At 43.1% G+C, this 26946-nt stretch carries 23 protein-coding genes; 7 read left to right on the top strand and 16 right to left on the bottom strand.

Annotated features, from left to right (window positions below):
* Positions 1–48 precede the first annotated feature (48 nt).
* Positions 49–1797 carry a glycoside hydrolase family 13 protein gene (locus NYE58_RS12065; RefSeq protein WP_341001969.1) on the bottom strand — a complete coding sequence of 583 codons (1749 nt, stop codon included), beginning with the start codon at positions 1795–1797 and terminating at the stop codon, positions 49–51.
* Between the two features lie 274 nt (positions 1798–2071).
* Here NYE58_RS12065 and NYE58_RS12060 point away from each other — a divergent pair, with 274 nt between their 5' ends.
* Positions 2072–3067: a LacI family DNA-binding transcriptional regulator gene (locus tag NYE58_RS12060; RefSeq protein WP_254848908.1), complete on the top strand. Its 996-nt coding sequence runs from the start codon at positions 2072–2074 to the stop codon at positions 3065–3067.
* Between the two features lie 48 nt (positions 3068–3115).
* Here NYE58_RS12060 and NYE58_RS12055 read toward each other — a convergent pair whose 3' ends face one another.
* On the bottom strand, positions 3116–3322 hold the full coding sequence (locus tag NYE58_RS12055; protein WP_036679303.1) for a hypothetical protein: 207 nt from the start codon (positions 3320–3322) through the stop codon (positions 3116–3118).
* 21 nt (positions 3323–3343) lie between these two features.
* On the bottom strand, positions 3344–3925 hold the full coding sequence (gene clpP / locus NYE58_RS12050; protein ID WP_036679301.1) for an ATP-dependent Clp endopeptidase proteolytic subunit ClpP: 582 nt from the start codon (positions 3923–3925) through the stop codon (positions 3344–3346).
* Between the two features lie 183 nt (positions 3926–4108).
* Here clpP and NYE58_RS12045 point away from each other — a divergent pair, with 183 nt between their 5' ends.
* Positions 4109–5140 carry a sigma factor-like helix-turn-helix DNA-binding protein gene (locus NYE58_RS12045; protein WP_341001968.1) on the top strand — a complete coding sequence of 344 codons (1032 nt, stop codon included), beginning with the start codon at positions 4109–4111 and terminating at the stop codon, positions 5138–5140.
* A 472-nt stretch (positions 5141–5612) separates the two neighbouring features.
* Positions 5613–6500 carry an NAD-dependent epimerase/dehydratase family protein gene (locus tag NYE58_RS12040; RefSeq protein ID WP_341001967.1) on the top strand — a complete coding sequence of 296 codons (888 nt, stop codon included), beginning with the start codon at positions 5613–5615 and terminating at the stop codon, positions 6498–6500.
* Between the two features lie 495 nt (positions 6501–6995).
* Here the strand turns inward: NYE58_RS12040 and NYE58_RS12035 are convergent, their stop codons facing one another.
* On the bottom strand, positions 6996–8792 hold the full coding sequence (locus NYE58_RS12035) for a methyl-accepting chemotaxis protein (protein ID WP_341001965.1): 1797 nt from the start codon (positions 8790–8792) through the stop codon (positions 6996–6998).
* Between the two features lie 345 nt (positions 8793–9137).
* Here NYE58_RS12035 and NYE58_RS12030 point away from each other — a divergent pair, with 345 nt between their 5' ends.
* Positions 9138–10079, top strand: a complete 942-nt coding sequence (locus NYE58_RS12030) for a MerR family transcriptional regulator (protein WP_341001963.1) — start codon at positions 9138–9140, stop codon at positions 10077–10079.
* A gap of 108 nt (positions 10080–10187) precedes the next feature.
* Here the strand turns inward: NYE58_RS12030 and NYE58_RS12025 are convergent, their stop codons facing one another.
* On the bottom strand, positions 10188–10649 hold the full coding sequence (locus NYE58_RS12025; protein ID WP_341001962.1) for a DUF2798 domain-containing protein: 462 nt from the start codon (positions 10647–10649) through the stop codon (positions 10188–10190).
* Between the two features lie 135 nt (positions 10650–10784).
* Here NYE58_RS12025 and NYE58_RS12020 point away from each other — a divergent pair, with 135 nt between their 5' ends.
* Positions 10785–11201 (top strand): MarR family winged helix-turn-helix transcriptional regulator, encoded by a 417-nt coding sequence (locus NYE58_RS12020; protein ID WP_038569750.1) that lies wholly within the window; start codon positions 10785–10787, stop codon positions 11199–11201.
* Between the two features lie 76 nt (positions 11202–11277).
* Here the strand turns inward: NYE58_RS12020 and NYE58_RS12015 are convergent, their stop codons facing one another.
* From NYE58_RS12015 to NYE58_RS11995, 5 genes are all read right to left on the bottom strand, one after another.
* Positions 11278–13215: an FAD-dependent oxidoreductase gene (locus NYE58_RS12015; protein WP_341001961.1), complete on the bottom strand. Its 1938-nt coding sequence runs from the start codon at positions 13213–13215 to the stop codon at positions 11278–11280.
* A gap of 200 nt (positions 13216–13415) precedes the next feature.
* The gene (locus NYE58_RS12010; RefSeq protein ID WP_076124994.1) at positions 13416–14225 is read right to left on the bottom strand and encodes a MerR family transcriptional regulator; all 810 of its coding nucleotides are present in this window, start codon (positions 14223–14225) and stop codon (positions 13416–13418) included.
* Between the two features lie 110 nt (positions 14226–14335).
* On the bottom strand, positions 14336–15379 hold the full coding sequence (locus NYE58_RS12005; protein WP_341001960.1) for a YeiH family protein: 1044 nt from the start codon (positions 15377–15379) through the stop codon (positions 14336–14338).
* Between the two features lie 218 nt (positions 15380–15597).
* Positions 15598–17502 carry an ATP-dependent DNA helicase gene (locus tag NYE58_RS12000; RefSeq protein WP_370510779.1) on the bottom strand — a complete coding sequence of 635 codons (1905 nt, stop codon included), beginning with the start codon at positions 17500–17502 and terminating at the stop codon, positions 15598–15600.
* 172 nt (positions 17503–17674) lie between these two features.
* Positions 17675–18526 carry an SDR family NAD(P)-dependent oxidoreductase gene (locus tag NYE58_RS11995; RefSeq protein WP_341001959.1) on the bottom strand — a complete coding sequence of 284 codons (852 nt, stop codon included), beginning with the start codon at positions 18524–18526 and terminating at the stop codon, positions 17675–17677.
* Between the two features lie 176 nt (positions 18527–18702).
* Between NYE58_RS11995 and NYE58_RS11990 the strand changes: the two genes are divergently transcribed.
* Both NYE58_RS11990 and NYE58_RS11985 read left to right on the top strand, forming a co-directional pair.
* The gene (locus NYE58_RS11990) at positions 18703–19167 is read left to right on the top strand and encodes a MerR family transcriptional regulator (protein WP_076276393.1); all 465 of its coding nucleotides are present in this window, start codon (positions 18703–18705) and stop codon (positions 19165–19167) included.
* Between the two features lie 18 nt (positions 19168–19185).
* Positions 19186–20184 (top strand): NADP-dependent oxidoreductase, encoded by a 999-nt coding sequence (locus NYE58_RS11985; RefSeq protein WP_341001958.1) that lies wholly within the window; start codon positions 19186–19188, stop codon positions 20182–20184.
* Between the two features lie 89 nt (positions 20185–20273).
* Here NYE58_RS11985 and NYE58_RS11980 read toward each other — a convergent pair whose 3' ends face one another.
* The 6 genes from NYE58_RS11980 to NYE58_RS11955 all read right to left on the bottom strand — a co-directional run bounded on the left by NYE58_RS11980 (position 20274) and on the right by NYE58_RS11955 (position 26940).
* Positions 20274–21230, bottom strand: coding sequence for a pectinesterase family protein (locus NYE58_RS11980; RefSeq protein ID WP_076276395.1), 957 nt, complete (start codon positions 21228–21230; stop codon positions 20274–20276).
* 39 nt (positions 21231–21269) lie between these two features.
* Positions 21270–22631 (bottom strand): glycoside hydrolase family 28 protein, encoded by a 1362-nt coding sequence (locus tag NYE58_RS11975; protein WP_076124983.1) that lies wholly within the window; start codon positions 22629–22631, stop codon positions 21270–21272.
* 21 nt (positions 22632–22652) lie between these two features.
* Complete coding sequence (locus tag NYE58_RS11970; RefSeq protein ID WP_341001956.1) at positions 22653–23774, bottom strand: glycoside hydrolase family 88/105 protein; 1122 nt, start codon at positions 23772–23774, stop codon at positions 22653–22655.
* Positions 23775–23924: 150 nt separating this feature from the next.
* Positions 23925–25028, bottom strand: coding sequence for a glycoside hydrolase family 88/105 protein (locus tag NYE58_RS11965; protein WP_076124980.1), 1104 nt, complete (start codon positions 25026–25028; stop codon positions 23925–23927).
* Between the two features lie 40 nt (positions 25029–25068).
* A complete protein-coding gene (locus NYE58_RS11960; RefSeq protein WP_036679255.1) occupies positions 25069–25944 on the bottom strand; it encodes a carbohydrate ABC transporter permease in 876 nt (291 codons plus the stop codon).
* 21 nt (positions 25945–25965) lie between these two features.
* Positions 25966–26940 (bottom strand): ABC transporter permease, encoded by a 975-nt coding sequence (locus NYE58_RS11955; RefSeq protein WP_036679252.1) that lies wholly within the window; start codon positions 26938–26940, stop codon positions 25966–25968.
* Positions 26941–26946: the final 6 nt, after the last annotated feature.

Genomic DNA, 26946 nt, shown 5'->3' with positions numbered 1-26946 from the left:
CAAAAAAAGCGCCCGGATAACCGGACGCTTTGAATTACAATGAATATATTAAACGGTTTCTGGAAAAGAAGCTTCACTTAACTCTTGTGCAGGTACAAGTTCACTGCTACCCTCTTGCTCTACAGGTGCGTTAACCAGCATATACACACGGGACTCGTAAGGCCGTAATGCGACAGTCTCAATCGGCTCCGCAGGATCAACCTCATAGTTATGCAAGAGCAATTCACTAGTATCAAACTCCAAATCAAATGGAAGGTCAAACAGCGCTTCCTCTGCTGTCAGGTTAGACATGACCAGCAGTTTTTCATTTCCAAGCGTCCGCGTATAAGCATAAATACGTTCATCTTCAGGCAAAATGAGATCATAAGTCCCGTAAACAGTAACGGGATTAGCAGCCCGAAGAGCGATAAGCCTTTTGTAATGATGATAGATGGAATAAGGGTCCTGCTTCGCCCGCTCCACATTGATTTCCGTATAATTCGGATTCACCTTCATCCATGGTTTGCCACTGCTGAAACCAGCGTTTTCAGAGTCGCTCCATTGCATTGGTGTTCTAGAGTTGTCCCGACCGTTCTTCCAGATTACCTCCATGACTTCCTCACGTGATTTACCGGCTTCAGTCTCCAAACGATACAAGTTCTTCATCGCCACATCATCGTAATCATCCATTGATTCAAATCTTACATTGGTCATCCCAATTTCTTGACCTTGATAAATAAATGGTGTTCCCTGCATCAGGAAATACATCGTAGCCAACGATTTGGCTGACTCTTTCCAATACTGGCCATCATTTCCCCAAGTAGAAACTGAACGCGGCTGGTCGTGATTTTCGATGAACAATGCGTTCCAGCCTCTGCCCTCAAGACCTTTTTGCCAACGGGAGAGCGCTGATTTTAGCTGCAGAACATCCAATCCACCTGTCACACTCTTATTCCAAAGAGCTAAATGCTCGAATTGAAAAATCATATTAAATTTGCCTTGCTCTTCACCCACCCATGACTCCGCCTGATCAACATTTACACCACTCGCTTCGCCAACCGTCATGATGTCATATCGGTCAAACGTCTCCTGCTTGAGCTCCTGCAAGAAATCGTGAATCCCTTCACGGTTCATGTGCCCATCGCCAGACGGAACATACGGAAGATTCTGTGGATTCGGCAGATCGGGATGTCCGGTGATTTTTTTAATATGTGAAATGGCATCCACCCGGAAGCCGTCGATTCCTTTGTCCAGCCACCAGTTGACCATGCTATACAATTCACGGCGCACCTCTGGATTCTCCCAGTTGAGGTCTGGCTGTCTTTTGGAAAATACATGCATAAAATATTGCTCTGTGGCGGGATCAAGCTCCCAAATTGAACCGCTGAAAATACTCTCCCAGTTATTCGGCTCCTTCCCGTCCTTAGGATCACTCCAAATATAATAATCCCGCTTCGGATTATCCTTGCTTGAACGTGCTTCAACAAACCATGGATGTTCGTCCGAAGTATGATTAATCACTAGATCCAGAATCAGCTTCATGCCTCGTGCATGAACCTCGTGCAGCAGCTGATCAAAGTCGGCCATGCTGCCGAACTCCGCCATAATATCCTGATAATCCGAAATATCATAACCATTATCATCATTTGGGGATTTATAAATAGGACAGATCCAAATGACATTGATGCCAAGCTCCTGCAAATAATCAAGTTTAGAAATGACTCCTTGCAGATCGCCTACACCATCACCATTACTGTCCATAAAGCTCCGTGGGTAAATTTGATACGCTGTGGCTTCTTTCCACCATGTTCTGTTCAATGCATGCAGCTCCTTCGTATTCATATACCCTTCACAGGAAAATATTTTCCCGAAATTCATTAGAATTAATAATTCAGTTATTTTTTTTAGCAAAAATTCAACTTTATCGTGCAAAACAAGCTTTTTTCAAGGAAATAATTTTCCTACAGCGATCATTATAGGACCTTTTATTTCCTAGGTCAACAACAATCTTTTGGATTCTTGAAGCTATCCGTGATATGCTTGCGAGAGTTGAAACACCAAGTGAATCATATGGAAAGTTATGGTGATCTTCTTGAAGGTAAAGATAAAAGATATAGCCCAATTGGCGAACGTTTCGATCTCTACGGTGTCCAGGGTAATCAATAACAGCAAACCAGTTAACGATGATGTCCGCAAACGAGTACTGGAAGCTATTAAACAAACCAACTACCGTTCGAATGTCATCGGCCTTGAAACGGACAGAGCTAATACACAGCTGATCGGTGTGATCATTCCGCAGAATAGCAACACTGTACTGGATGACTTCAATGTTGGCATTCGCGATCTCGCGGATTTGTATGGATACGACATTATGGTCGGATTAACGGACGGCAGTGCAGAAAGTGAACAACATTATTTGAAGATGTTCCAGCGGATGGGGACAGAAGGAAATATATTTGTGGGTTCTATTCCAAACCATGAACATTTGGAGATCATCCGCAGCTCAAATACACCTTGCGTGCTTGTCGGGCAACAATCGCAGGTGGATACGATTCCTTCCGTTCATCTGGACAATATAACTGCCTCTTATGAAGCTGTTACTTATCTGATTCAAAAAGGTCATCGCAAAATCGCTATGATTCGTGGCTCGGGAGATAATGCAGTGGGCGGGGATCGGTATAAAGGCTATCTACAAGCCCTTATGGATGCAGGCATAACCTTAAGGAAAGAATGGGTAGTAGAAAGTGCGATGGCCGTCGAAGATGGGAGCGACGCCATGCGCCGAATTATGGATAGCGGGGAGTTACCTACTGCGGTGTTTTGCTCTACAGATTGGATGGCAGTTGGAGCCATGAATCATTTAACCGATAACGGTCTACGGGTGCCAGCTGATGTTGCCGTGTTCGGATTTGATAACAGCTTCATTGCCTCTATCGTTCGACCTAAGCTTTCCTCGGTTGAATACTCAGGAACGGAGATTGGGATGACCGCCACCCGAACTTTAATCAAGCTGATTAAAGGGGAGACCGTTGTGCCGCATCATGCAAATGTGGCTCATTATTTGGCTATTCGGGAAAGTACGGGTTAGGAGCTGTGGAGCTCCTAACCCTTTTTTATACAGATGTTGTTGTTGATGTTATTGTGTGAACCCTACTTTGGCTCGTTCACGCGTTTTGGTATCTAGAGAGATAGAACAGATCGAGCTGATTGGAATATAAAACTCTTCAAAATCCGTCCGGTATTTGACGAAATTTTCACTTACCGTTTCCAGCACTCCTTTTGTAGCGTTGGAGCCATCCACAAAATAGATTGTTACCTCTTTTCCCTGCAAAACCTCCAGCATAGCCTTCTTCACTCCTTCGTCTTAGAGATTTGTGATGACCTTATCGATAATTCCGTATTCAACCGCCTCATCGGCTGACATGAAATAATCTCGATCCATATCTTGCAGTACCTTCTCTACCGTCTGCCCAGTTCGGTCCGCTGTAATTTGCACAAGCACTTCCCTTGCCTTCAAAATACGTTTGGCACTGATCGCAATGTCACTAGCTTGCCCCTGCGCCCCACCATGCGGCTGATGAATCATAATCTCGCTATTCGGCAAGGCATAACGTTTCCCTTTGGCCCCAGCCAATAACAACAAAGAACCAAAGGAAGCCGCCATTCCTGTACAAATGGTATTCACCGGCGGTTTAATAAGCTGCATCGTGTCATAAATACTGAAGCCTGCGGTGATAGAGCCACCTGGACAATTAATATACATGTGTATATCTTTATCCGGATCTTCTGCTGATAAAAACAATAACTGGGCAACAATACTGTTAGCCAGCTGATCCTCAATTTCCGCACCTACGAACACTATCCGGTCCTTCAACAGCCGCGAATAAATATCGTAAGATCTTTCACCTTGATTCGTTTGTTCGACTACATAAGGAACGTACGCCATCCGTATTCGACCTCCATCTGTTTTAGAGTTTTGAAATCTACCCTGTAAACGGATTAGTATGGGGATAGGATACGTTAGGCGTGAGAATTTTTATTTTTTAAAATTGCGTATCTTAATTTCCTGCTCATTCGTTTATTATTAGAAGTAATCGAAATCACCTTACTGGAAAAGGAGTTATGCAGAGTGATCATCCTTGAGAAGCTTAGCACCGGAGATGCGCCGGATGAAAGTAACACCAGGTCTTTGCAGATAGCTCTGAAGCGATATTGTCTTGCATTGACACAATCCCCGTGGGATGCCGATGATTTAGCTCAGGATACATGGGTCAAGGCCCTAGGTTATATGAAGACTTCGGACTCAACGAGCGCAAATAATAGGAACAGTCCAATGAATGAAGTTAAACAAAATAAAGCCATTGAAAATGATAAAGCTAATGAAGCTAATGGAGCTAATGGAGCTAATGGAGCTAATCAAAAACTTGAAACTAATCAAACTAATCAAATGAACTATATGGTTTCTACGGCTGCAACGGCTGCAACGGCTGCAACGGCTGTAACGCCATCTAAGACTGCAACGTCTACAAAATCTGCAATGCATTCTACGATTCCTACAAATTCTACTCATCATACCCGTTCTACAAATCACCCAAATCCTGAGGCATTGCTTTTTCGGATTGCCCGAAACACATGGATTGATATCATGCGGCGAAAAGCCACCTTGTCACGAGTGTTGGAGCTGGATCAGTCCCCCACTGAGGCCTCTGCGGAGTATGGTTCATTTGAGATCGAAGCTGCTTTTCAAGCACTACAGGGTCATTTGTCTCCGCTGCAACAGGCGGTGTTCCTGCTTCGAGATGTATTGGGACACTCTGCAATGGAAGCTGCCGACATTCTCGATACCACAGAAGGGGCAATAAAAGCCGCTCTGCACCGAGCCCGGCAAGCCCTCCCTCTCGTAAGACAAGAGCTGCTTCAGGCCGATGGTCCTTCCTTACCACAGGACACAGCCATGCAGATCGTCTTGAGCCGCCTTGCAGCCGCGTATGAACATGGGGAAATTGCCGAGCTGATCGAGCTTGTATTTGCGGACGAAAGCCAGGAACCTGTAATGGCGGTATCGAGCCAAAGCTTACAAGGCTTCCAGACCTTCCAAGCTGGTGGATTCAGTTCAAACAGCTGGAACTATACCACGCCAGGAATGTGTATGGTGGCGTAGTTTTTCGTTAAGCTGGATTTCGGGCAGCTAAGTGTCTCATTACGTTAAAAACGAACAGATATGATTGTGATTAGTGCGCTTAATGTGTAATTAACATTTGGGCTGTTTGTGGTAACTAGCTTCAAACGTTGCATATTGTGCAACAGAATCCGCCGTCCTGGCCGCAAAAATTGAATCTGCTGCACTCTCTGCAATAGATTCTGGTGAAAAGTTAGTTTAATGCCACTTGCTCATCCATTGATTGTATAGAGTGCAATAGGATCAAATTTTCTCCACTCTAATACGAATTCTATTGCACGAAGTACAATCAAACTAACTCTTTCTCTTTAGTCCAATTCGTATCACTCAAAACTAAATACATTGCTGCTGATCTGGCTGATCCCGCCGCTTATCTACAATGAGTCAGAAGCTTTATATAAACCAATAAACAGTCGTTTTAATAACCATTAATAGCAATCAAGGAGTGAGGTTGATGAGGAAGATTCTTATTTTAGGCGGCACACGTTTTTTTGGAAAACGTTTGGTCGAGCGTCTGCTTGAGGATTCTAAGAACGAAGTAACCATATTAACGCGCGGGGAAACAAGCGATCCTTTTGGCAATCTCGTTCACCGGATACAGGTAGATCGGTCTCAACCGGAGGCCTTCGCTCAAGCATTAGGTGATACGAGTTGGGATGTGGTTTACGATAATATTTGTTTTTCACCTGATGAAGCGGATCAGGCGCGCCGTATTTTTGACGGCAAAACCACACGTTACATACTGACTTCAAGTTTATCTGTCTATGATTTCAGTGAGTCAGCGCTGACGGAAGAGATATTCGATCCTGAAACGTACCCAATTCGTTATGGAGGACGAAAGGATTTCACCTATCAGGAGGGGAAAAGACTCGCGGAAGCTGTCCTTATCCAACAAGCTACGTTCCCGGTAGCCGCTGTCCGCTTTCCCATTGTTCTGGGAACTGACGATTATACACGAAGACTCCATTTTCATATTGAACATGTACGTAACGAACTGCCCATCGGGATTCCGAATCCAGATGCAAATATCTGTTTTATCCGTTCGGACGAAGCTGCTGATTTTCTATATTGGCTCGGCAACTCGATGGTGACGGGTCCTCTCAACGCTTGCTCAGACGGTACCGTTAGTATTAAAGACCTTATCTCGCTGATTGAAAAAGAGACCGGAAAACAAGCCGTCATTCAAAGCGAAACAGCGGATGCGCATAATTCTCCATTCGGGATCACACAATCCTGGTTTATGGATACAGCTAAAGCTCAATCGGAGGGATACAAGTTTCTCACTCTAAGCGACTGGCTCCCAGAGTTAGTTAGCTCCCTAAATCAAACGTACGAGGACTAATTACTAACTATGTTACTACGATAAAAAGCTGGCTCATTCGTGGACACTCCCACGAATGAGCCAGCTTCTTCATGTAACCAAACACAATTATGCGTTGAGTTAATTGCACTCTATACAACTATTTTCAGGTATGTGTACTCCCATCTGGTTTTAGTTGTATTTCATGCAATTATATCCCCACTAAACCACCATTATCGTCATTTCACCTCGAAATAACTGCACTAAATACAACTAAACCCTAATCAAGCTAAATACAAACTTTTTTAGTTGTATAAAATACACTTAAAATCAAAACGGCAGGTAGAACCTCACTAAACGCTAAACTTTAGCCTCTCATCTCTAAACTCTATTCTATAAACTCTACTCCCTACTCCCTACTCACTACTCTCTACTCCCTGCTCCCTTCTCCCTTCTCCCTTCTCCCTTCTCCCTTCTCTATTCTCTATTCTCTACTCTCTATTCCACCTTACGCTACGAATGCCATTTCCCGCTGAGCTAAGCAGAGATTGTCAGATAAGCCCCCTCTTTAGAACCGTCTACATTTGGTGTACCACCATCATTTGGAGTACCGCTATCATCTGGAGGATCACCAGCACCTAATGTATCATCTCCTAATGCGTCTCCTAATGTGTCCCCGGCTTCTGGATTGCCAGCATGCTTTGTATCCCTGTCACCTTCATATCTGACCCCATCGTCCCCATCCGAATCAATCTTAAAAATGTTGATTTCTTTAAATAAATTCTGCGAAATTTCATTAATCTCAATGGCTTGACGGGCTATATCACGGATAGCATGATCCTGCTGTACGCTGGAGGCGTTCACCTCTTGCACCCCTGCCGCAGTTTCCTCGGCGATGGCCGCGACGGCATGCACAGACTCTGCGAGTCTACGGTTCATAGTCTGAGTCATATCCACTTTGTCGTGAATTTGCCCAATCTGTTTACTAATCTCCACAATAGATTGATCAATCGCTACAAAAGAGGACAACGTTTCGGCCACTTTATGATCCTGTTCCTCAAGATTTCCTTTGGTCACCAGCATATATTGCTGGAATTCATCCATCCCGGATTGCAGCTCGCTAATAATCTGACTGATATGTACGGAGGACTCTTTGGTCTGCACAGATAATTGTCTTACTTCATCAGCGATGACAGCGAACCCTTTTCCGTAGGCACCTGCCCGGGCTGCTTCAATTGCTGCGTTAAGTGAGAGGATATTGGTCTGATTAGAAATATCTGTTATGGATTTAGTGATGCGCGAGATGTCCTTTGATTGATCACTCAGTTTGGTTAAAGCCAGATATACTTTATTAACAGATTCTCGCGAATGCTCAGACACCTCCCGGAGGGCGATGACGGATTCAGATCCTTTGCGAGTATTGTGATTAGCCGTTTGACTGGTAGCCAGCATAACCTCGGTATACTCCGTGATCTCATTCACTTCACGTTCCAGCTCCTGAATCAGGCCAGCGCTCTGCTCAGATTGTCCTGCCTGCTGTTCTGCGCCTACCGAGATTTCCTGTATAGTGCTTACGATATCTTGATTCGTATGCGCCGTTATAGATGAAGATTCTTGAAAAGAATGCGAATAAGTTGCCAGCGAAGAGGCTACTGACTGGGTATGCTGAAGCATTTCCCGGACCCGCTCCACCATATGATCAAAATGATGACTCAAACTGCCCAACTCATCGTTGTAAGGTGAATTAATCTGCTGACGCAAATCTCCTTCGGCAATTTTTCGCAGAGCCACTTGCAGTTTATGAATAGGATTCAGGAAGGAACGTATGAGCATAACCGCAATCACTAATGTGAAAATAAACACTAGCACAGCTGCGTAAGCAACGATAGAGGTGGTCAGATTAAGCAGATCAAAAGAATAATCCTGTGCTTTTTCTGCATTTTCTGCTGCTGCCGTATACAACTTTTCATTAGTCACTAGCATGACTTCACTCAACGCTGTAGCCTTCGTATGTAATTCATCGATTTGTTCCAGCACACTCATGGGATCAAGCTGCTCGTCTTCTATGGTCTTTACCAATTCGTCAAAATATCCCGTATATTCCCCAATCTGACTATGTAATTGTTCTAACTCTTTAAATGCCGGCGAATCTGCCGCAAAATTCACCGTCGCCAACTCTTTAGTCAGCTTTGTTTGCTTGTCCTTAAAAGGTTGGACGAATTCCAAATCACTCGAACCCGCTAACGAAGATTCTACCGCATTCATTTCCTGCAGCAGTTGCGTAATTATAGACACGGTAATTCGTTTTTCCATCTCAGCTTTTTGCGTTTCCATAGAAATCTCCACTTGGCTGATTTTATGGTTTTGATAAAACGCTACTCCCAAAAAGAAAAGAACAACGGCGGAAAAACTCAAAATCAACTTCCATTTCATAGTTAGATGCATAGACCTAGCTTTCAACAATATCATCCTCCGTATAAAGCCTCATATTGCAATAGGTACATTCTACCAATATCTTGATTGTAGAAGCTGGACGTTAAATACTGGACAATGTTTTGTATGAGAAATGTAAATTATCTCGAATACCCAATCATTAATTCTCCTTGCAATTGACGTAACGTTAAATGCTAAAATAATCCACATAAGGCGCCTTATCAAACTATGAAATGGGAGTTGTCTATGAGCGGATTTGTTACCATTGATAAGCTTTCTGCGCAATTCGGGCTGACGAGTCGGACTCTGCGTCACTGGGAAGCTCAAGGATTGTTTGAAAGTAAGCGGGATAGCAGCTCTGGCTGGCGGATTTATGATGAGAAAGCAATACTCGCCATTCGGGTTACCTCATTATTAAGAAAGCTGGATATTAGCATCAAGGATATTGGAACCGTGCTTAAAAATATGTCCGTTCAGTCCATGTACGAAGCGCTCAGCCAGCAAGCGGCTTCTATTCACAATCAAAAAACAGAACTAACAAATAGAGAAGGTGAAATCCATCTCTTTTTACAGTGGATATCCGCCCATCTCGAGGAACCCATTACAAATCAATTATTATCTGAACTAAACGAAAAGTCATGCAGTCCATCGGATGGTATGACTGAAACTGAGGAGGTTATATCTATGCCAACTATTAATCACTCTACCCCTATTCATGTAAGATTCATTACTCTTCCAGCTATGAGATTTGCCTACAATGTTGCGGTTAGTACCTCACCAGAAGATGAAGCTATGATCCCAGTTAATGAATGGCTGGAAGCTAGTCAACTATTAGGCACAGCACGGCTGTTTGGCGGCAATACGAACCCGCATCCAAGTGGTGAGAATAAACCTTACGGATATGGATTCTGTGCCTCAATTCCGGAAAATGTGAAGATACCAGCTCACCTAAAGGAAATGCGCCTCGACGGCGGCCTCTATGCTTTGACAGAAAGTACTGATGATATCTACGGCTCATGGCAAGCCCTAATGGGGTATCTGGATAATCATCCTGATTATCAAGCGGATCACAATTCCAGATTATGTCTGGAGGAGCATATCCGTAACGATAGTCCCAAAGGTAGCGGAAATGAGTATGCCCTAAATCTACTCGAACCTGTAAAAAAGAGAGTTCACGCGCTTGCGTAAACGAGCGAGCCATAGATAAACGTTTCTCATCTAAAAAAAACGCTCTCTTCTGCTTATTCGGGCAGACGGAGAGCGTTTTGTTGTATATTGCTTCTATTGATTTATTCCCTACGCAGACACAGCTGGAGTAATTTTCACAAAAATAAATCGTGTAAGCGGCCCAACTAAAATGATTTGCAGTGGAAGTGCAACAATAAAATTTTTACCTATGGCAGACAGATAAGCTCTTGGTAGCTCAGCAGAAAATCCAACATGGAGAACTGCGCCATAGAAGGACATGAACAATACCATTCCGGTCACCATAAAAAAGGATATGAACATGATTTTTTTGATCATCGGCTCATTCTCTTTAACCAGCTTATGCGCGATCCCCTTCGCAACCTTGCCTACAACAAATACATCTAGAATGAGTGCAACTATAAATGCAGGCAAGTAGCCGACAATCACATCCTTAACTAACGTGCCTGACCAACCCTCCATTAGTGCTACATTGTAAATACTCATCCCCAGTACCATCAAAAAACACATGATGAACGTAAATAAAAATGCTTCTTTTTTGTTTCTTCCCATCTTCAAGCTCCTTTTATCTCTATATTGTCAACTTGGATTACAATAACACAAATTCTCAAATCAAGTCAACCAAGTTGACAATAATCGCAAATAACTTATACTGGGATAAACGAGCCATCATTTAGGAGTGTTCTAATGAATAAGCAGCTGCAAAAAATGAACCTGATTGATTTACTCAGTGAGAAGCATCTAGCTTTACGTAAAATAGTGACAGACAAAGACCCGGATCAAATCAATAAGACCGAATCCCACATTCTTGCAGTTCTTGAGGCCCGAGAAATGTTATCGATCTCAGAAATCAGTAGAATAATTCATATTTCAAGACAGGGCACGCATAAAAGCATTCAAGGCATGTTATCCCGTGGTTATGTTGAAGCCGTTGAAGTCGAAGGAAATCAGCGTGACAAAAATATTGTCCTCACTCCAAAGGGTATAGAATGCAATAACAGAATGATGATCACCAAAATTGAATTAGAGCAGCAGATCGCTGCCAAGCTGGGAGTAACAAATGTAGAGCTTCTTAAATCTTTGCTAAAAGAAGATTGGCTCTAATCTCCAGCAAAAAAAGCCGCAGAGTTGTCTACTCTGCGGCTTTAAAAAGATTGAATTATTTTCCGGGAAATTGTCGTTAATTAGCTTTCAAAGCACTGTTTGCCGCGCTCTCTCCACCTAGACGACCTGAAGTAAAGGAATAACCAATTCCGACCCCATTGCCCACATAGGTATCATTGAATAATACGCCTTCCGATTCAAGCCCTACAGCAAACAATCCTTTTACTGGTGTACGTTTATCATTTAGCACTTGGAACTTAGTGTTTACCAGCAAGCCACCCACAGAACCCAAGTTGTTGATTTCAGCGACGATGGCATAATACGGTCCTTCTTCGCCCATTGGCTCTAAATAATCAGCAGCTTTACCAAATTCAGTATCCACACCAGTTTTTGTAGCTTCTTTATAACTATTGTAATTTTCTACAAACACATCTACATCCATACCTGCATTTGTTGCTAATTCTTCGATTGTATTTCCTTTGAAGCCATCTCCGTTTTCTACCATAGAATCAAACACCTTTTCTGCATTTACCCATGGATTCTCTAACGTGAATTGATCTGCAAATTCGGCATAAAATTCTGGTGGCATTCCTGGCAGGCTTGGTGCGTTAACACCTTTCATCCCCTTGGACTGAAGAGCAGCCAATTGAGATTTTGATACGATAACCATATGATAAGCACCATTAAATGCACTCGTATTAGCTGCTGCGACCGATGTTAATGTAGCTGCTTCATCTCTGAAACGTGCTCCGGAAGAACCGACATTCATGAAGTTAGGCAGATACGTCAACATCAGCGGATAACTTGCTTCAAAAGGCTCATATTGTGTTTTTAGTCCTTGTGTTGCTCTGGCTAATGTTTGGTGCAGCATTTGTCCACCGAAGTTATCAGGAACCTTGGCTCCTGCTTCCCAAGCCATCTTCAGACCTTCCCCAACATTCTGACCTAGTCCTCCGTTAACCCCTTCAAAACCAAAAGCTTCTTTAACCATTTCCGAATTTGCGGCATAACCGCCTGTTGCCATTACGACACTTTTGGCTGTGATTTCAAGAGTAGTCCCGTCCGATTTCTCAGCCACAATACCTGTAACTTCTCCTGCTTCATTGGTAATCAGCTTTTTGGCAGTGGTTTCGGTGATCACTTGTCCACCCTTTTGTTCAACCGATTCAGCCAACATTTTCCGAAGGTTCTCTTCCCGGGTTTCATAAGCTGGCAGTACATGCAGCTGCTCTCCGAAGAAGTTTAGGAAGCTGGTTTTATACCCTTTTTCTGCTAACCAATCATAAGTTTCGCCGGATTTCGTTACGTATTGTCTAATCGCTGCAGCGTCAACTCTCCAGTGATTGTTGACAATCCAATCGGCAATTTCTTTTTCCACATTTACTTTAAGATTATTGTCAGTAGCTGCGGAAGAATTATAGAACTTACCGGCCCAGGATAGATTACTTGCTCCCCCGATAACTCCTGTTTTTTCGATAATAATAACCTTGGCACCTTTATCAGCAGCGGTTACCGCTGCGGACACACCAGATGCACCGGCGCCTACTACCACTACGTCTGATTCAAGCTTTTCCGTTTTACCTTCACCTGCTTTTTGCACGCCACCGGCTTTAAGGACTTCCAGATTTCCTCCACCTTTGGTTACGGCATCTTCAACTGCCGCGAGCATTGCTTCACTGGAAAGACTCGCACCACTAACAGCATCTACTGCCAAGGTTTGTCCTTCCAGAATTTGATCTTTTATTTTTTCAAGTGCATTATCGCCTAGACCACCCGTTTCTGACTGGCTTACGATCTTAATATCTTTAATTTTATCTGGCTCATCCATAGTGACTTCTACTTTAATCACGCCCTCTTTGCCTTCCGCTTCCCCTGCGAATGTACCGGCTTTAAAAGATGATGATGACGAATTTGCCGACTCCCCATTTCCTTTGCATCCGCTCAGCATGGAAACGATCAGCACCATACAAAAAGTTAACATGAGCATTTTCTTGGTGAAATTTCTGTTGCGCATTCTCTTCTCCCCCAGTATCTAATATCTTATAGCTCGCCAATAACGTGATATTTTTCACATTCATATCTATACATATCTACCGAACGTTGCCAAGCTATATACCGAAGTATAAACATTGGTGCAGCACCAAGGTCAATGTCCAATTCTTGTCCAAAAAGAAAAAACACCCGCTCTTAGAGCAGGTGTTTATAAAAATAAACTTATACAATTGGAATATTCACTTCCAAATATGAGCGGTTATTGCCTTCTATTTTTTCAGTAAGCATTAATTTACCCACCACATCACCCGCTATGGTATAACCATTTGCTTCGATGTAATCTATCATAAACTGCAAAGATTTCTTCGTGATATAATGTCCATCCGTAGATAACATGATAGCAGAGATACAGGTACTCGGGCTAATATACTCTACATATTCATCGATATCCATTGCAAATTTCTGCACTTCCTCCTCGGGTAAGGTAAGCCCCCAGCTATAGTCAAAGTTATTATCACCGGATAACACCCCCGCGTCCTCAATCTTAAAAGAATAAAACGCATAAGGAAGCCTATCCATCCAAGTGTTGACGAGGCTTTTTACGATATCATTTTTTAATAATGCATTTTTATCCGTTTGCTTAAGTCTGTACATGCCTGGCAGTTGTTTAAGTTTACATATATATAATGAGGACTCTATTTCCTTAAGCTCTTTATGAATTTCATTCATCTTGTTTAGCAGCATCGTCTTTTGCTTAATCTCTTCTTCTAAACTCTGCTGAGACTGCTGCATCAATCCCATAACTTGCTCAATAGAGGAATCCTTCATCAGAAGTGCCACTTCGGGCAATGGAATTTCCATACTGCGATACCATCTGCTCATTAACAGATCCCTTGCATCTAAATCATTAAAATATCTATAATTATTGCTGTTATCTTTTGTAGGCCTAACAATATCATGTTTCTCGTATAATCTCAGCGTATCCGCAGTTACCCCGAGAATGGAAGCAAATTCACCTATGCAATACTTCACTTGAAGTCCCTCCATTCATTTCATGCATACCCTACCACACTAAATGATAAAGAGAAGGATGCTGTTTGGATATGAAGTAACTCATTTCATACTCAGGGTGTACATGCTAACTACGCTAGCGCAAGTAAGTGAACTAACATAAATCCAACTAAAGATAACATGACCGAACCTATAAGTCCCGCAGCAAAAGACTTCATTCCAAGCCGTCTAAATGCCGCCAAATCAACGTTTAATCCAAGCCCTGCCATCGCCATAGCGATTAACATATAAGCAATCGTAACGATCCCATTGGCTACTGATGCGGAGACGATTCCTAACGAATTCACACCACTGACAACTAAAAATCCTAGAATAAACCAAGGGATTGGAATGCTTTTCCACGAAGCTTTAGCCGCTCCACCTTGCACTTTTCTTTCTTCACTATTGGACCAAATCCCAATTAAAATAGCCACCGGCACAAGTAAAGCCACCCGGGTCAATTTAACGATGACCGCCATATCAACGGCAGCATTTCCTCCAGCATCCGCAGCCGCGATAACGTGAGCAATTTCATGTAAAGTCGCTCCTGAGAATACCCCATAACCTAAATCTGATAAGCCGAGAAAAGGATATAAAAATGTGTACAGCAGTGTAAATATTGTGCCTAATATAGCTACTATAGCTGCACCAATAGCAGTTTCGTCATCTTTGGCTTTTATCTGTGGAGCGATGGCAACCACAGCTGCCGCACCGCAAATCGCAGTTCCGCAGGCAGTTAAGATACTGAGGCGCTTATCTACTTTGAACAGTCGAGCCAGTCCGTATACAACGGAGATCGCAAATATAATGACGATGACTGCCAAAAGAAATACCCGAGGTCCTGCAGCAACGATATCCTTTAGATTAAGCCGCATACCGAGCAAGATAATCCCAAGACGAAGCAGTTTTTTACTGGAAAAATCGGTGCCATGTGTGATGCTATTTGGCACTCCTATCGTAGCTCGCCAAATAATCCCGATTAAGATGGCAATGACCAATTGCCCCATAATAGATAGGAATGGAAAACCCGCTAAAAATTTTGCCAATAATGCGATAACTAAGGTTAGCCCTATCCCTAATGCAAACCCAACCTTTTTGTTGTGATCTGGTTGATACAAACCTTCTGATTGACCCATGTCGTATACACTCCTTGATGAATCTCTAGATGATGCTGTATAAATACATCCCATGACTCAACAATAATACGACACCGCCCGGAAGTTAAATACCAATATCCTATCCGTAAGATTAGGAATACTTATGCTTAATTTTAGACAAAAAAGCTCCTTCGAGTGAAACATAAATGCCGTAGCATCTGCCTCACCAAAGGAGCAATTATAATCGTTAGTGATATTTAAGCTTCCAGCTTCTGTAGTCGAGTCCCTTTTGGAAGTACAGAAGTTATATATTCGTGTACCGGATGTTGCCCTTCCTCTTCCGCAAGTACAGTTACAATTCCTTGATCTGTACCGGTTCGAATCAGCCGCCCCATCCCTTGTTTGAGTCTTAACAGCATGTAAGGCAAATCCACATCTTCAAAGGGAGTGGAGGTTTCCGCCCGTTTTGCCATAAACACTGGATCAAGCGGAGGATACGGCAGCGACCATATGATCACATTAGATAATGAAGGTCCAGGGATGTCTAGCCCCTCCCATAAGGTGACCGCACATAACACGCTATGCTCATCCCGTTGGAACGCCGAAATCAAATAGCTGATTTCTTGATCCCCTTCATATAAAAATGAATATGAACTGCTTTCCGGTCGTAATGAGTTAAGCTGCTTGAATTGCAGAAGCTCTTCACGAGTACGGAACAGTAGCAGCGCTCTACCTTCAGTCCGCTGAATAAGCTTCAGGGAAATTTCCATTTTCTCAGCAAAATCCCCACTCTGAAGCTCTGGCACATAGACATTCATCTGGTGCTCATAGTCATAAGGTGAGTCTACAGAGAAGGATAAAAAATCTTGTATCCCAAGACTGTCCTTCAAGTATTGGAATGATTTATCCACAGACAATGTAGCCGATGAGAATACGATTGGCATTTTTTGCGTGAACAGGCTGTCTTGAAGTACCTCTTTGACATTTCGTGGCATGACCGACAGCGTTAGACCATCGCTTTCTTCTGTCGCCCAGCAGATTAGAGCCCCTGAATCCTCAAACAATCGCAAAGCGATCTCTATGGTCTCCAAACGTTCCTCCACAATTCGCAGTTGGTATTCATCAATCGTGTAGAGTCCGCTCTCGAATACTAATTCTTCTTCGATAGCAGCAATTACACTCCGCATCCGGTGTACCTCACGAATCAATGAAGCATTCAGCGCAATGCTTTTCCGATCTGATCCCGGTATGTTTCGGCATTGACGGCGAATCGCTTTGAACATTTGCTCACTTTGCATGATCGCTTCATCAATCAGAACCGCCAGCGTTTCACGGATTTCATTCTGTAGCAGGCGAGAAATCAATTCTTCAAAGACGACATGCTTCATCTTATAGCCAAGCGCCTTCATGGCCGCTGATTCTAATAAATGTCCTTCATCGAAAACAACCGCACAGTGATCCGGAAGCAAAGGGATTTGCCCTTCCCGCTTACGCGCTTCATAGGTCCAAATATGCTCCATGTAATAATCGTGGGAACAAATGATCAGATCACTTGATTTCCGGTAATGATCACGGGACAAGGTCTGCCCGCAGCGGTGACGCATATCGCAAGTAAAGCAGTCCTGAAACGTATCCCAGTTAATCTTGTTCCATTGTTCGTCATTCAGATCAGGGTAATCTCTGCGGTCTCCATAAGCATGGAATTGCTGCATCGGTGCATGTGAATGTACAAAATCAGGTAATGTACTGTACAAGCTCTCCAGTGGTAAGCTTTCATCATCATGGTTCCGAGCCTGATCCAGCTTTTTCAGACACATATATTTATCCGGAGATTTCGCTAGTCTGGCATCAATATTCATGTTCAGATGCTTCGCAAGCTTGGCGATATCGCCTTCCGGTTTCACAAGCTGCTCAATCAAGGACTCGTCCGCACATGCAATAATCGCAGGTTTGCCCATATAACGCGCATAACAAATGCTATACAACAAATACACTAATGTCTTGCCTGTTCCGACCCCTGCCTCAGCAAAAATCGTCTTTTTCTCGGCAAAAGCTCGCTCTACCTGAAAGGCCATGTATATCTGTTCATCACGTACTTCAAATCCAGCCTCAGGAAGAATTTCATAGAATACATCTCCGACCCATTCCCCTACTTGCTCCATAAAAGGTTTGGTCCGATCATATTCAAAAGGATACTGTTTCGCCAACAAGCCTACCTCCAATATTTGATCAGGCATCTCTACCATGCCATGAAAAATAGAATCAACGGAAAAACTCTATTATCTCATACGTTTGGAGGAATTACAAAAAAAAATTAGAGATCTAAAGATCAGATTAACAACGAAGATACTCATTTTCGTAAATATCATTAATCCTTTCCAAAACATTCCGGGCTTGATCCTTAAATTTCAAATCCGCAACCTGACCTTTCCGAAGAAATACCCCCGTCTCCTCACGGTGTTCTCCCAGAGCACCCTCATACAATTGGTCGGCGCCGTGGGTAGGCGGAGAGAAAAACAGCTTCATCAACGGTTTAACTATTAGAGGCAGTCCAGAATTTTTTCCTTTTCGCAGCGTGTTATTGCTACCCGGATCAACACTGCGAATCATGATGCCCTCGTTAGCAAGCTGCGGCGCAGCGGCCTGTGTCCATAACGATAATGCCAGCTTTGAGGTGGCGTAAGGACCAAGCAGCTTGCGGAAGGTTGTGGGACGCTCCAGGATTTCAATCGTAAACTCTTTCGTAAACTTAAGCGCTGAGGATGAGGTGTTGATCACCGTTTTCAAGCGTCCTTTTTGTAGGATATCCTTCAATTCCATTAGAATAATATACGGCACAACGGTCATCAACTCATAGTGCTTTTCGCGCCCCTGTGTCGAATAGCTCAGTTCAGGGAAGCTCCCGCCGGCATTGTTGAACAAAATATCGATCCGCTGCTCCTTGCCTTTGATCTCTTCCAGTGTCCCTCTCAAGCTGGCAAAATCCGCGAGATCGGTTGTTTTATAAATACGAAGCCAGCCGTTTTTGATGGCTTTTTGGATGTTCACATCATCGGCTGGAAAACCGGAACGGTTCAAAGCAACCACCTGCCAATCCTCCGCTAGCAATTTTCGAGTTAATTCCAATCCAATCCCGGCGTTAGCGCCTGTAATCAATGCGATATTTTCACGTTGCTGTGTGCTCATTGTAAATCTCCTCCTGAATTCGGGATATCTTCTTCTTATAACGCACATTTTATTAATTGGAGTCGACTCCAAGTCAAGGCGTAATAAAAAGATTTTGTCCCAGAGATAAGGTCTTGACTTGGAGTCAGCTCCAAGTTGTATAATGCACACACAAAGCAATCTCCAGGAGGTACAGTATGAAGGCAGAGCAAACGTTTACGATAAAAGAAACCGCCGTGCAAACCGGAATATCCGAGGATACAATCCGCTATTACGAAAAGATCGCGCTGCTTCCCCGGGCGGACCGGAAGGACAACGGGCACCGCGTTTACCGGCAGGAAGACATAGAGACAATCCTGCTGCTATCCTGCCTCAAAAAAACAGGCATGCCCTTGCAGGAAATGCAGCCATTTTTGGCGGTCTCCGCCGACGCTGATCCCGCGGATTATCCTGAACTGGTAGAGCATTTAAGAAACCATCGAGAAAACATCGTCAGCCAAATCTCGTCGCTGCAGCAGGTTGTCGATTTTATTGATATGAAGCTGGAACAAGGGAAATATCGCCGAGACTGCTCAGATAAAAGCGAGGACAAATCGAAATCAAAAAACATCTCCCCTGTTGAGATGAGTTATTTTTCTGGATCAGCAAAAATGAATAATTAATGAATTGGAGTTTTTAGGATGAAAGCAATGATCATAAAAAAATACGGGAATTCCCCTCTTCAACTAGCCGATATCCCAACACCCGCAGTGGGTGATTACGATGTATTGGCAGAGATCCACGCAGCAAGTATTAATCCTATCGATTTCAAAGTGCGGGATGGCAAAGTACGTACGCTGTTGAAATACAACATGCCCCTAGTTTTAGGAAATGATTTTTCAGGGATTGTCATCCAAGTAGGAAAGAATGTTAAAAAATTCAAGATAGGTGATGAGATTTACGGACGGCCCAGAAAAGATAGAATCGGAACCTTCGCAGAATATATCTCCGTACATGAAGAGGATATAGCTCTCAAACCTCACAATCTTTCCTTTGAGGAAGCTGCATCCATTCCATTAGTCGGGCTTACTTCTTATCAAGCATTACATGATATATTACAGCTAACGGCAGGACAAAAGGTATTGATTCAAGCGGGAGCGGGCGGTGTTGGCACCTTTGCTATCCAACTTGCCAAAACGATGGGGATATACGTGGCTACTACTACAAGCGATGCTGGAGCAGAATTGGTCAAGTCACTTGGAGCCGATCAAATTATCAATTATAAAACCGAAGCATTTGATAAGATTTTACAAAATTATGATGGAGTATTCGATACCATTGGCGGTGAAACATTAGAAAAAGCTTTTAAAACAGTCAAACAAGGAGGACAAATTGTATCGGTTTCAGGGTTGCCTAATGCACGCTTCGGAAAAGAGTATGGCGCGGGGTTCATAAAAACTAATATTTTTCGCTTGATTACCCGGAAGCTGAGCAAATTAGAGGCAAAGTACAAGGTTAAATACAGCTTTCTGTTCATGAAACCAAGTGGCAGTCAATTAGAAATCATTTCAGAGCTTATTGAATCCGGACAAATAAAACCTGTTATTGATCAAGTGTTTCCTTTTGTAGAGGCGCAGAAAGCGATGGAGTATTCCGAATCGGGCAGAGCTAAAGGAAAGATCATATTAAAAATAAAGTGATACAACATTTAAATAAAACGGCAGTCTAAGACTTTATGCTTCTGTCTAGACTACCGTTTTTTTACTTGTGTACTCGTTAATTAAAGTATCTATTTCCAAAAATCCGTGCCAGCAAAAACAAACTCTTTATCCAGCGCCTCGTCCCCATCTTCAAAACAATCTGCCCAAGACACACGTTGCTTACTCAGGGGAATTGCATCCTTCACGCCATATTCCTGATAACTAACGGTTTGTTCATTAGCGGTGTTGTCCCAGTTATCCCAGCCAAGTGGATGTATATGTGCCCCCAACTGGCAATCTACAAATACGGTTTTAGCATACTCACGCCAAGGACGGCCCAGAAACACCGGAGCAATATCAGGGGCCGCTGTTAAAAAGCAATTTTTAAAAATATAACCATACGATTGTCCCTCGGGTGTGGAGGCTGCCGTGATATAACCTGCTTGATTCTCACTATGACACAAGCTGCGAATTTCACATCTGTCAAAATATGCTGTAGCCCCACCAAATATAAAGTCCACTGTTCCCTCTATATAGCAATGCTGATACAACTGCCGATATTGGGCATGGTGTTCTCTCAGTGGTATACCTCCAAACGTAGATCGCTCTTTGGGTGCAGGTGGCAAAGGTCCCGTGAATAACGTATCCTGATGCCCTTTTAAGGTGCAATTTCTAAATACGGTTTGATCACAATTAGCATACACGGCTACCGCCTGCCCGATATTTTCACCCTGCCCTGCATTATTGGTAATCACCAGATTTTCCAAGACCAGATGGCTCCCGCCCAGAAATAACGTTGGTGTAGAGAATGTATTGATTTCTTCGCCCGCTTCATCACGCTCTTTCGCGTAACGATTCATAACAATCTCCACGTAGCCAATCCCTATGATCGTAAGATTAGAACGATAAATCCGCACTGCCTCTTTATAGACCCCTGACAAAATATAAAGCGTATCCGCTTGACCGGATGGCCCCTGCTCTAGTGAATCTACCGCCTCTTGAATCGTGTGATAAGCGCAAAAAGATTCTTTTCCTACAACAAGCATAGTGGATTCTTTTCCTTTCAATAAATTGATGACTTTCTCTTATGGACAGACATTCTGTGCTTCAGGTGATACTGTAGCTTGTTCTACTAATTTTTCCGGCTTCTTCGTGTTTTTTGATCGACAATTTATGATCTCTACAGCTTCTCCATTTTCAATGTAAAAAGCAGGCCCTTCATGGTTCTCAATCGTCACCTGATGAAATTGAACATCTCTTGCATTCCCGAGGAAAAACCCGCGATTATTCATGTTTTCGATCCCTGTCATCATGTCTGGATGGCCGGGAATTGCATTCGTCGCCATGGAGATGTCCACATTGGTAAACGTAATCTCGGATACATACTGCTCAGCAAGCCCGTATAAGAAACCCGCTGCGGCATGAACATTACGTGCGGTAATATTGGCAAAATGAATGCGTCTAAAACACGGCGTTTCCTCTGTAATCGGATAAGGATTTTTATCCCACACATATTTTTCTTTCCCGCGTGGTCCACAGAAATAATATAGATTTAGAGTAAACGGACAAATAACGTCCTCCATTACAATATTGCTGATCCGAATATCTTCAATCGTTCCCCCGCGTCCCCGTCTTGATTTCATCCGGATTCCACGATCGGTTTGTTTAAACACACAATTACTAATCGTGACATTACGAATATCTCCACTCATTTCACTACCGAGTACGACACCCCCGTGTCCATGTACCATAGTGCAGTTGGTGATCGTGATATTCTCACAAGGAACTCGTTCTTTGGTATCCTCAGTTCCTGCCTTGATCGCAATGCAGTCATCACCGACATCAATATTGCAATTGCTAATTCGCACATTGGTGCAAGACTCTGGATTAATGCCATCTGTATTCGGAGAGTCCGCCGGGTTCAGAATGGAAATATTATCAATAGTCACATTGTAACAGCCTATCGGATTAACGGTCCAGCTTGGAGAATTGACCAGCGCGATATCTTTAAGGGTTACCCGCTGACAGCTGTCCAAGCCGATTAGAGTCGGCCGGGGATACTGAAGCTCTTCCCGGCGGTTCCGAAACTTATCCCACCAGAGTTCACCATTTCCGTTAATCATTCCGCTGCCAGTGATCGATACATTAACTAACTCTCTTCCATAAATACAAGGTGAATGAACCTGCTGCTTCACCCCTTCCCATCTGCATTCCACTGCAGGGTAATCCTCCGGGTTCGTACTGAATGAAAGAATGGCACCAGGATTTAAATTCAATTCGATATTGCTTTTCATATGAATTGCACCGGTTAAGAACGTACCAGCCGGTACATAAACGGTTCCTCCACCGGCTTTATTTGCCGCTTCAATCGCACGCGTTATCGCTTCCGTCGCTAACTTTTTACTATTCTTAAGCGCTCCAAAATCCTCAATATTGTAGATCAACATTCATATCCCCCCTGTTCTATATCAGATCCAGCCTCTTAATTGTTCATATTCCACACAAGCCTGTAGGAAAGCACCCACACCTTTTTGGTCGTTAGTGACAATAGGCTCGCTAATGTAATAAGCGAAAGTACCGTCACGTTGGTCCACTCCACCTAATCCGGCTACTTGGCAATTCTTATTTAAATTGACCCATTCTTCTTTGGTTTCTAGTACAAACTCCGAGATAAGTCCTTGTTGAGCCAGATCTAATGTTTCGTACCATCCAGCGTTTAACACGCCTAATCGGATACCTTTAGCCATGGCATACACGATCATACTTGAAGCAGAGGCCTCAAGATAATTTCCTTTGCGTTCCCCTAGATTCATCACTTGATACCAGACCCCGGATTCCTTATCCTGATATGTCTTCACCGCAGTTAAGGTATCATTTAGTATTCGTACCAGCTCGGGATAATCTGAGTGCTCATTAGGCAGCAATGCCAGAACATCAACTAAAGCCATGAGATACCAGCCAAGTGAACGGGCCCAAAAGTTAGGCGAAAGTCCTGTTTCAGGGTCGCACCAAGGTTGAATACGCTGCTCATCCCATGCATGATATAGCAGACCTGTTACCGGATCTTTCGTATGCTTCTCACACAAGATAAATTGTTTGGTTACATCCTCAAGTCCCTGCCCTTCTTCAAAAGCTAGCAAGTAGGCTAAATAAAAAGGAGCGCCCATATAAAGTCCATCTAACCAAATCTGATAGGGATATATATTTTTATGCCAAAAAGCACCTTCCGAGGTTCGCGGATGGGTCTCAAGTTGCTTTCTAAGTAAAGCAGCCGCTTTTTTATATTTTTCCTGCTTCGTTTCTTTATATAGAGTCAATAATAATTTTCCGTTGTTAATATGATCGATATTATACTCCTCCAGGTGGTAGCCCTTGACACTGCCATCTTCCTGAATAAAGTAGTCCATATTATCTTGAATGAACTGCAGATACTTCGAATCACCGGTCTGCTTCCAAAGCCATTCAAAACCGTTCAATACCACGCCATAATCGTAGGTCCAGCTTCCTTTGTAGCCTTTATCTTCATAAAGCTTCGGTGTCCGCGCCATAATAGAGTCTGCCGTTTGAATTGCCCACTGTGATTTCTTCATCCCAACCCCCAAAATATTTATAAATTTAAGAGCTCAAAAACTAAAAATAGGTTCAGCCGATTTAAGGATTCTTTGCACATAAAATAATACGACTTGATTCTCTGAAATCTCAGAGAATCAAGTCATTGTTTAGTAAGGATACGGAGCGATTCACTCTTGAAGCATTGACTGTATTTCAACACAAGCCATCACCAATGCGCCCACACCATGCAGATCATTTTTAACCTTAGGCCGAGTCACGTAACTCTCGTAATCTCCAGCTGAGGTACCGATACAAATGTCCGGCAGAACTAATCGGTTATGCTCATCCCACTGGATTACTTTGGTTAACCCTTCATATCCTTTTTTAGCGGCAGCTGTAGCGATAGTCACATCACTTACAACGCCATGCTTCACGGCTTTGGCAATCGTATAGACGAACAAACATGACCCTGAAGTCTCCAGCCAATTATCTGGCTCATGTCCCTTATCTACGACTTGATACCAAAGTCCACTTTTTTGATCTTGGTAACGAATAAGTGCATCCACAAAATCTCTCAGCGTAGTAGAAAGCTCTGTCCGGGCTGAATCATGGGAAGGTAACAGATCCAGAAATTGCGATAAGGCGAGACCATACCATCCTAATGATCGGCTCCAGAACTCCGGTGAACAACCCGTCTCCGGATTCGACCAAGGCATCCGCCGGCTCTCATCCCAGGCATGGTATAACAAACCCGTTGTCTCATCCTTCATATGCTTGCGCATTAACATTTCCTGATGAAGGACCGTTTCACGCAAGCTTGGTTCATCGTAAACATTAGCATATTTCAAGGAGAATACGCCTGCCATATAAAGTCCATCCAACCACATTTGGTTGGCGTACTTATCCTTGTGCCAATACCCGCCCTCAGAGGTTTTATTTAGTGTGAGCAGTAAATTCCTTAGCTTCTCTGCTGCAATACGATACTTTAGTTTGCCTGTCCGTTCATAAAGAGTGAATAGTAGCTGTCCTGCTTGAACCGCATCCAGCTCATCACGTGCAAAATAAAAGTTCCCGTATTCATCCACCAAATCATCTACATATTCCTGAATATAGTTGATATAACGGTCTTCTTGATAAGCATTCCACAAAAGCTCCATGCCACACAGAAATACACCCTGATGATAGTGCCATCGATGCGCGGGGGGAAGCTCTCCCGCCCTGTAAGTATCCATTAGTGAATCGCAAGCTTTTTTTGCCCACTCTATCGGCGTTGTAGGTATCTGTACAGTCATCTCGAAGCTCCTCCCCTAAGTATAGTCTCTCTCTTTCTTGCTAGCCCTTCATAGAACCCAACATGGCACCTTTGGCAAAATGCTTTTGCAGGAACGGATACACACAAACTATTGGTAAGGTAGCTACAACGATAACAGCCATTTTAATTGATTGATCTGGCGGTGGAACAGCAGCATCCAGTGTAGCGCTGTGATCCATACCGCTGGCAAGGACGACAATTTGTCTGAGCAGAACCTGTATTGGCCATTTCGCACTATCATTCAAATACAGAATCGCATTCATGTAGGTATTCCAATACGTTACCGCATAGAACAATCCGATCGTCGCTAACGCAGGTAAGGATAGTGGCAATACAATCCGAAATAATATTCCAAAATCATTACAACCATCAATTTTGGCCGATTCCTCCAAACCTTCAGGTATATTTTGGAAAAAGTTTCTCAAAATGATCATATTAAAGGCACTAATCGCTGACGGTAGAATCAGTGAGGCGTACGTGTCAATTAGTCCTAATTCCTTCACCACGAGGAACGTTGGAATCATCCCACCATGAAAAAGCATGGTGAACACAACCATGAAGTTAACCACTTTACGACCATCCAGATCTTTTCTGGTAAGAGCGTAGGCCATCAAAGAAGTTATAAACAAACTAAAAATAGAACCAATTGCCGTGACACCAATGGAAACACCCATGGCTTTAAATATTGTATTCGTCGAAAAGATGAACTTGTACGCTTCCAGACTCCATACCTTTGGAATCAGTACAAATTTGCTAGAAGCTAGTTCTGCACTCGTTGTGAAAGAGCCTGCTACAACGTGAACAAGGGGAAGCACAGTAATTAAAGCAATGATCGCAAGCAGCGTAAAGTTTATAGCAGAAAAGATTCTACCACTGATTGTTTTATCTTCTACCATTTCGATTCCTCCCACAAAATATCAATAAACGCCTTCTTCTCCCATTTTCTTGGATAATTTATTCACCATCATCACCATTACAAAGCCTACAATCGATTTAAAGAATCCAATAGCTGTACTGTAACTAAACTGCCCCTGTCTCAAACCAGCAGTATATACATACGTATCGATAATTTCCGCAACTTCTCGATTCATGGAGTTAAGTAGCAGATATACATGTTCAAATCCAAGATCAAGAACGGAACCAATTTTCAGAATAAATAATGTAATAATTACGCCTCTAATCGCTGGAAGAGTGATATGCCAGACTTGTCTAAGTCTTCCAGCTCCGTCCATACGCGATGCTTCATAAAGCCCTGGGTCAATCGCAGCTATGGAAGCTAGATAAATAATCGTTCCCCAACCTGCTTCTCTCCAAATCACCTGAATAATATACATGGGCCTGAACCACCCTGGATTAAGCAGGAAATTGATTGGTTCAAAGCCAAAATAGACAAGCAGCTCGTTGATAATCCCTCCATCCATCGTGACCATTACATAAGAAATGGAGACGATGATAACCAATGACAGAAAATGGGGCAAATAGAAGATCGTCTGAAAGGTTCTTTTGAAAAAGCTGCCTTGAAGTTCATTTAACATCAGGGCAAGAATAATCGGCATCGGGAAATAGATAAGAATATTTAATCCGAAAAGAATAAGTGTGTTCACTAATATATTTAAGAAATCCGGCTCTGTGAACAACCTGCTGAAATGCTTCATCCCTACCCAGTCACTACCGTTGATCCCTTGATAGGGTTTGTAATCCTGAAATGAGATAATTAATCCGTACATTGGAAGATATTTAAAAATCAAAAAATACAGTACTCCCGGAGTTAGCATGACGTAGAGCCATTTATTTCTCCACAGCCGCTTTTTCAGTTCGCTGCTGCTTTTATAAATTTCAGGCTTAGGATTCATTTGAGGAGCTGAGCTGGGCTGTGCGGTGACTTCCTGCATGATATT

Source organism: Paenibacillus sp. FSL L8-0708 (assembly GCF_038009325.1).
GTDB classification, from domain to species: domain Bacteria; phylum Bacillota; class Bacilli; order Paenibacillales; family Paenibacillaceae; genus Paenibacillus_AQ; species Paenibacillus_AQ odorifer.
Note: the sequence above shows the minus strand (reverse complement) of the source record. Positions and strands in the feature narration are given on the sequence as shown.

Bases quoted from the DNA above. Each gene is read 5' to 3' on its own strand.
- NYE58_RS12055 (WP_036679303.1), bottom strand. From the start codon at position 3,322: ATGCTGGAGGTTTTGCAGGGAAAAGAGGTAACAATCTATTTTGTGGAT.
- clpP (WP_036679301.1), bottom strand. From the start codon at position 3,925: ATGGCGTACGTTCCTTATGTAGTCGAACAAACGAATCAAGGTGAAAGA.
- NYE58_RS12040 (WP_341001967.1), top strand. From the start codon at position 5,613: ATGAGGAAGATTCTTATTTTAGGCGGCACACGTTTTTTTGGAAAACGT.
- NYE58_RS12035 (WP_341001965.1), bottom strand. From the start codon at position 8,792: ATGGAAACGCAAAAAGCTGAGATGGAAAAACGAATTACCGTGTCTATA.
- NYE58_RS12030 (WP_341001963.1), top strand. From the start codon at position 9,138: ATGAGCGGATTTGTTACCATTGATAAGCTTTCTGCGCAATTCGGGCTG.
- NYE58_RS12025 (WP_341001962.1), bottom strand. From the start codon at position 10,649: ATGGGAAGAAACAAAAAAGAAGCATTTTTATTTACGTTCATCATGTGT.
- NYE58_RS12020 (WP_038569750.1), top strand. From the start codon at position 10,785: ATGAATAAGCAGCTGCAAAAAATGAACCTGATTGATTTACTCAGTGAG.
- NYE58_RS12015 (WP_341001961.1), bottom strand. From the start codon at position 13,215: ATGCGCAACAGAAATTTCACCAAGAAAATGCTCATGTTAACTTTTTGT.
- NYE58_RS12005 (WP_341001960.1), bottom strand. From the start codon at position 15,379: ATGGGTCAATCAGAAGGTTTGTATCAACCAGATCACAACAAAAAGGTT.
- NYE58_RS12000 (WP_370510779.1), bottom strand. From the start codon at position 17,502: ATGGAGCAAGTAGGGGAATGGGTCGGAGATGTATTCTATGAAATTCTT.
- NYE58_RS11995 (WP_341001959.1), bottom strand. From the start codon at position 18,526: ATGAGCACACAGCAACGTGAAAATATCGCATTGATTACAGGCGCTAAC.
- NYE58_RS11990 (WP_076276393.1), top strand. From the start codon at position 18,703: ATGAAGGCAGAGCAAACGTTTACGATAAAAGAAACCGCCGTGCAAACC.
- NYE58_RS11985 (WP_341001958.1), top strand. From the start codon at position 19,186: ATGAAAGCAATGATCATAAAAAAATACGGGAATTCCCCTCTTCAACTA.
- NYE58_RS11980 (WP_076276395.1), bottom strand. From the start codon at position 21,230: ATGCTTGTTGTAGGAAAAGAATCTTTTTGCGCTTATCACACGATTCAA.
- NYE58_RS11975 (WP_076124983.1), bottom strand. From the start codon at position 22,631: ATGTTGATCTACAATATTGAGGATTTTGGAGCGCTTAAGAATAGTAAA.
- NYE58_RS11970 (WP_341001956.1), bottom strand. From the start codon at position 23,774: ATGAAGAAATCACAGTGGGCAATTCAAACGGCAGACTCTATTATGGCG.
- NYE58_RS11965 (WP_076124980.1), bottom strand. From the start codon at position 25,028: ATGACTGTACAGATACCTACAACGCCGATAGAGTGGGCAAAAAAAGCT.
- NYE58_RS11960 (WP_036679255.1), bottom strand. From the start codon at position 25,944: ATGGTAGAAGATAAAACAATCAGTGGTAGAATCTTTTCTGCTATAAAC.
- NYE58_RS11955 (WP_036679252.1), bottom strand. From the start codon at position 26,940: ATGCAGGAAGTCACCGCACAGCCCAGCTCAGCTCCTCAAATGAATCCT.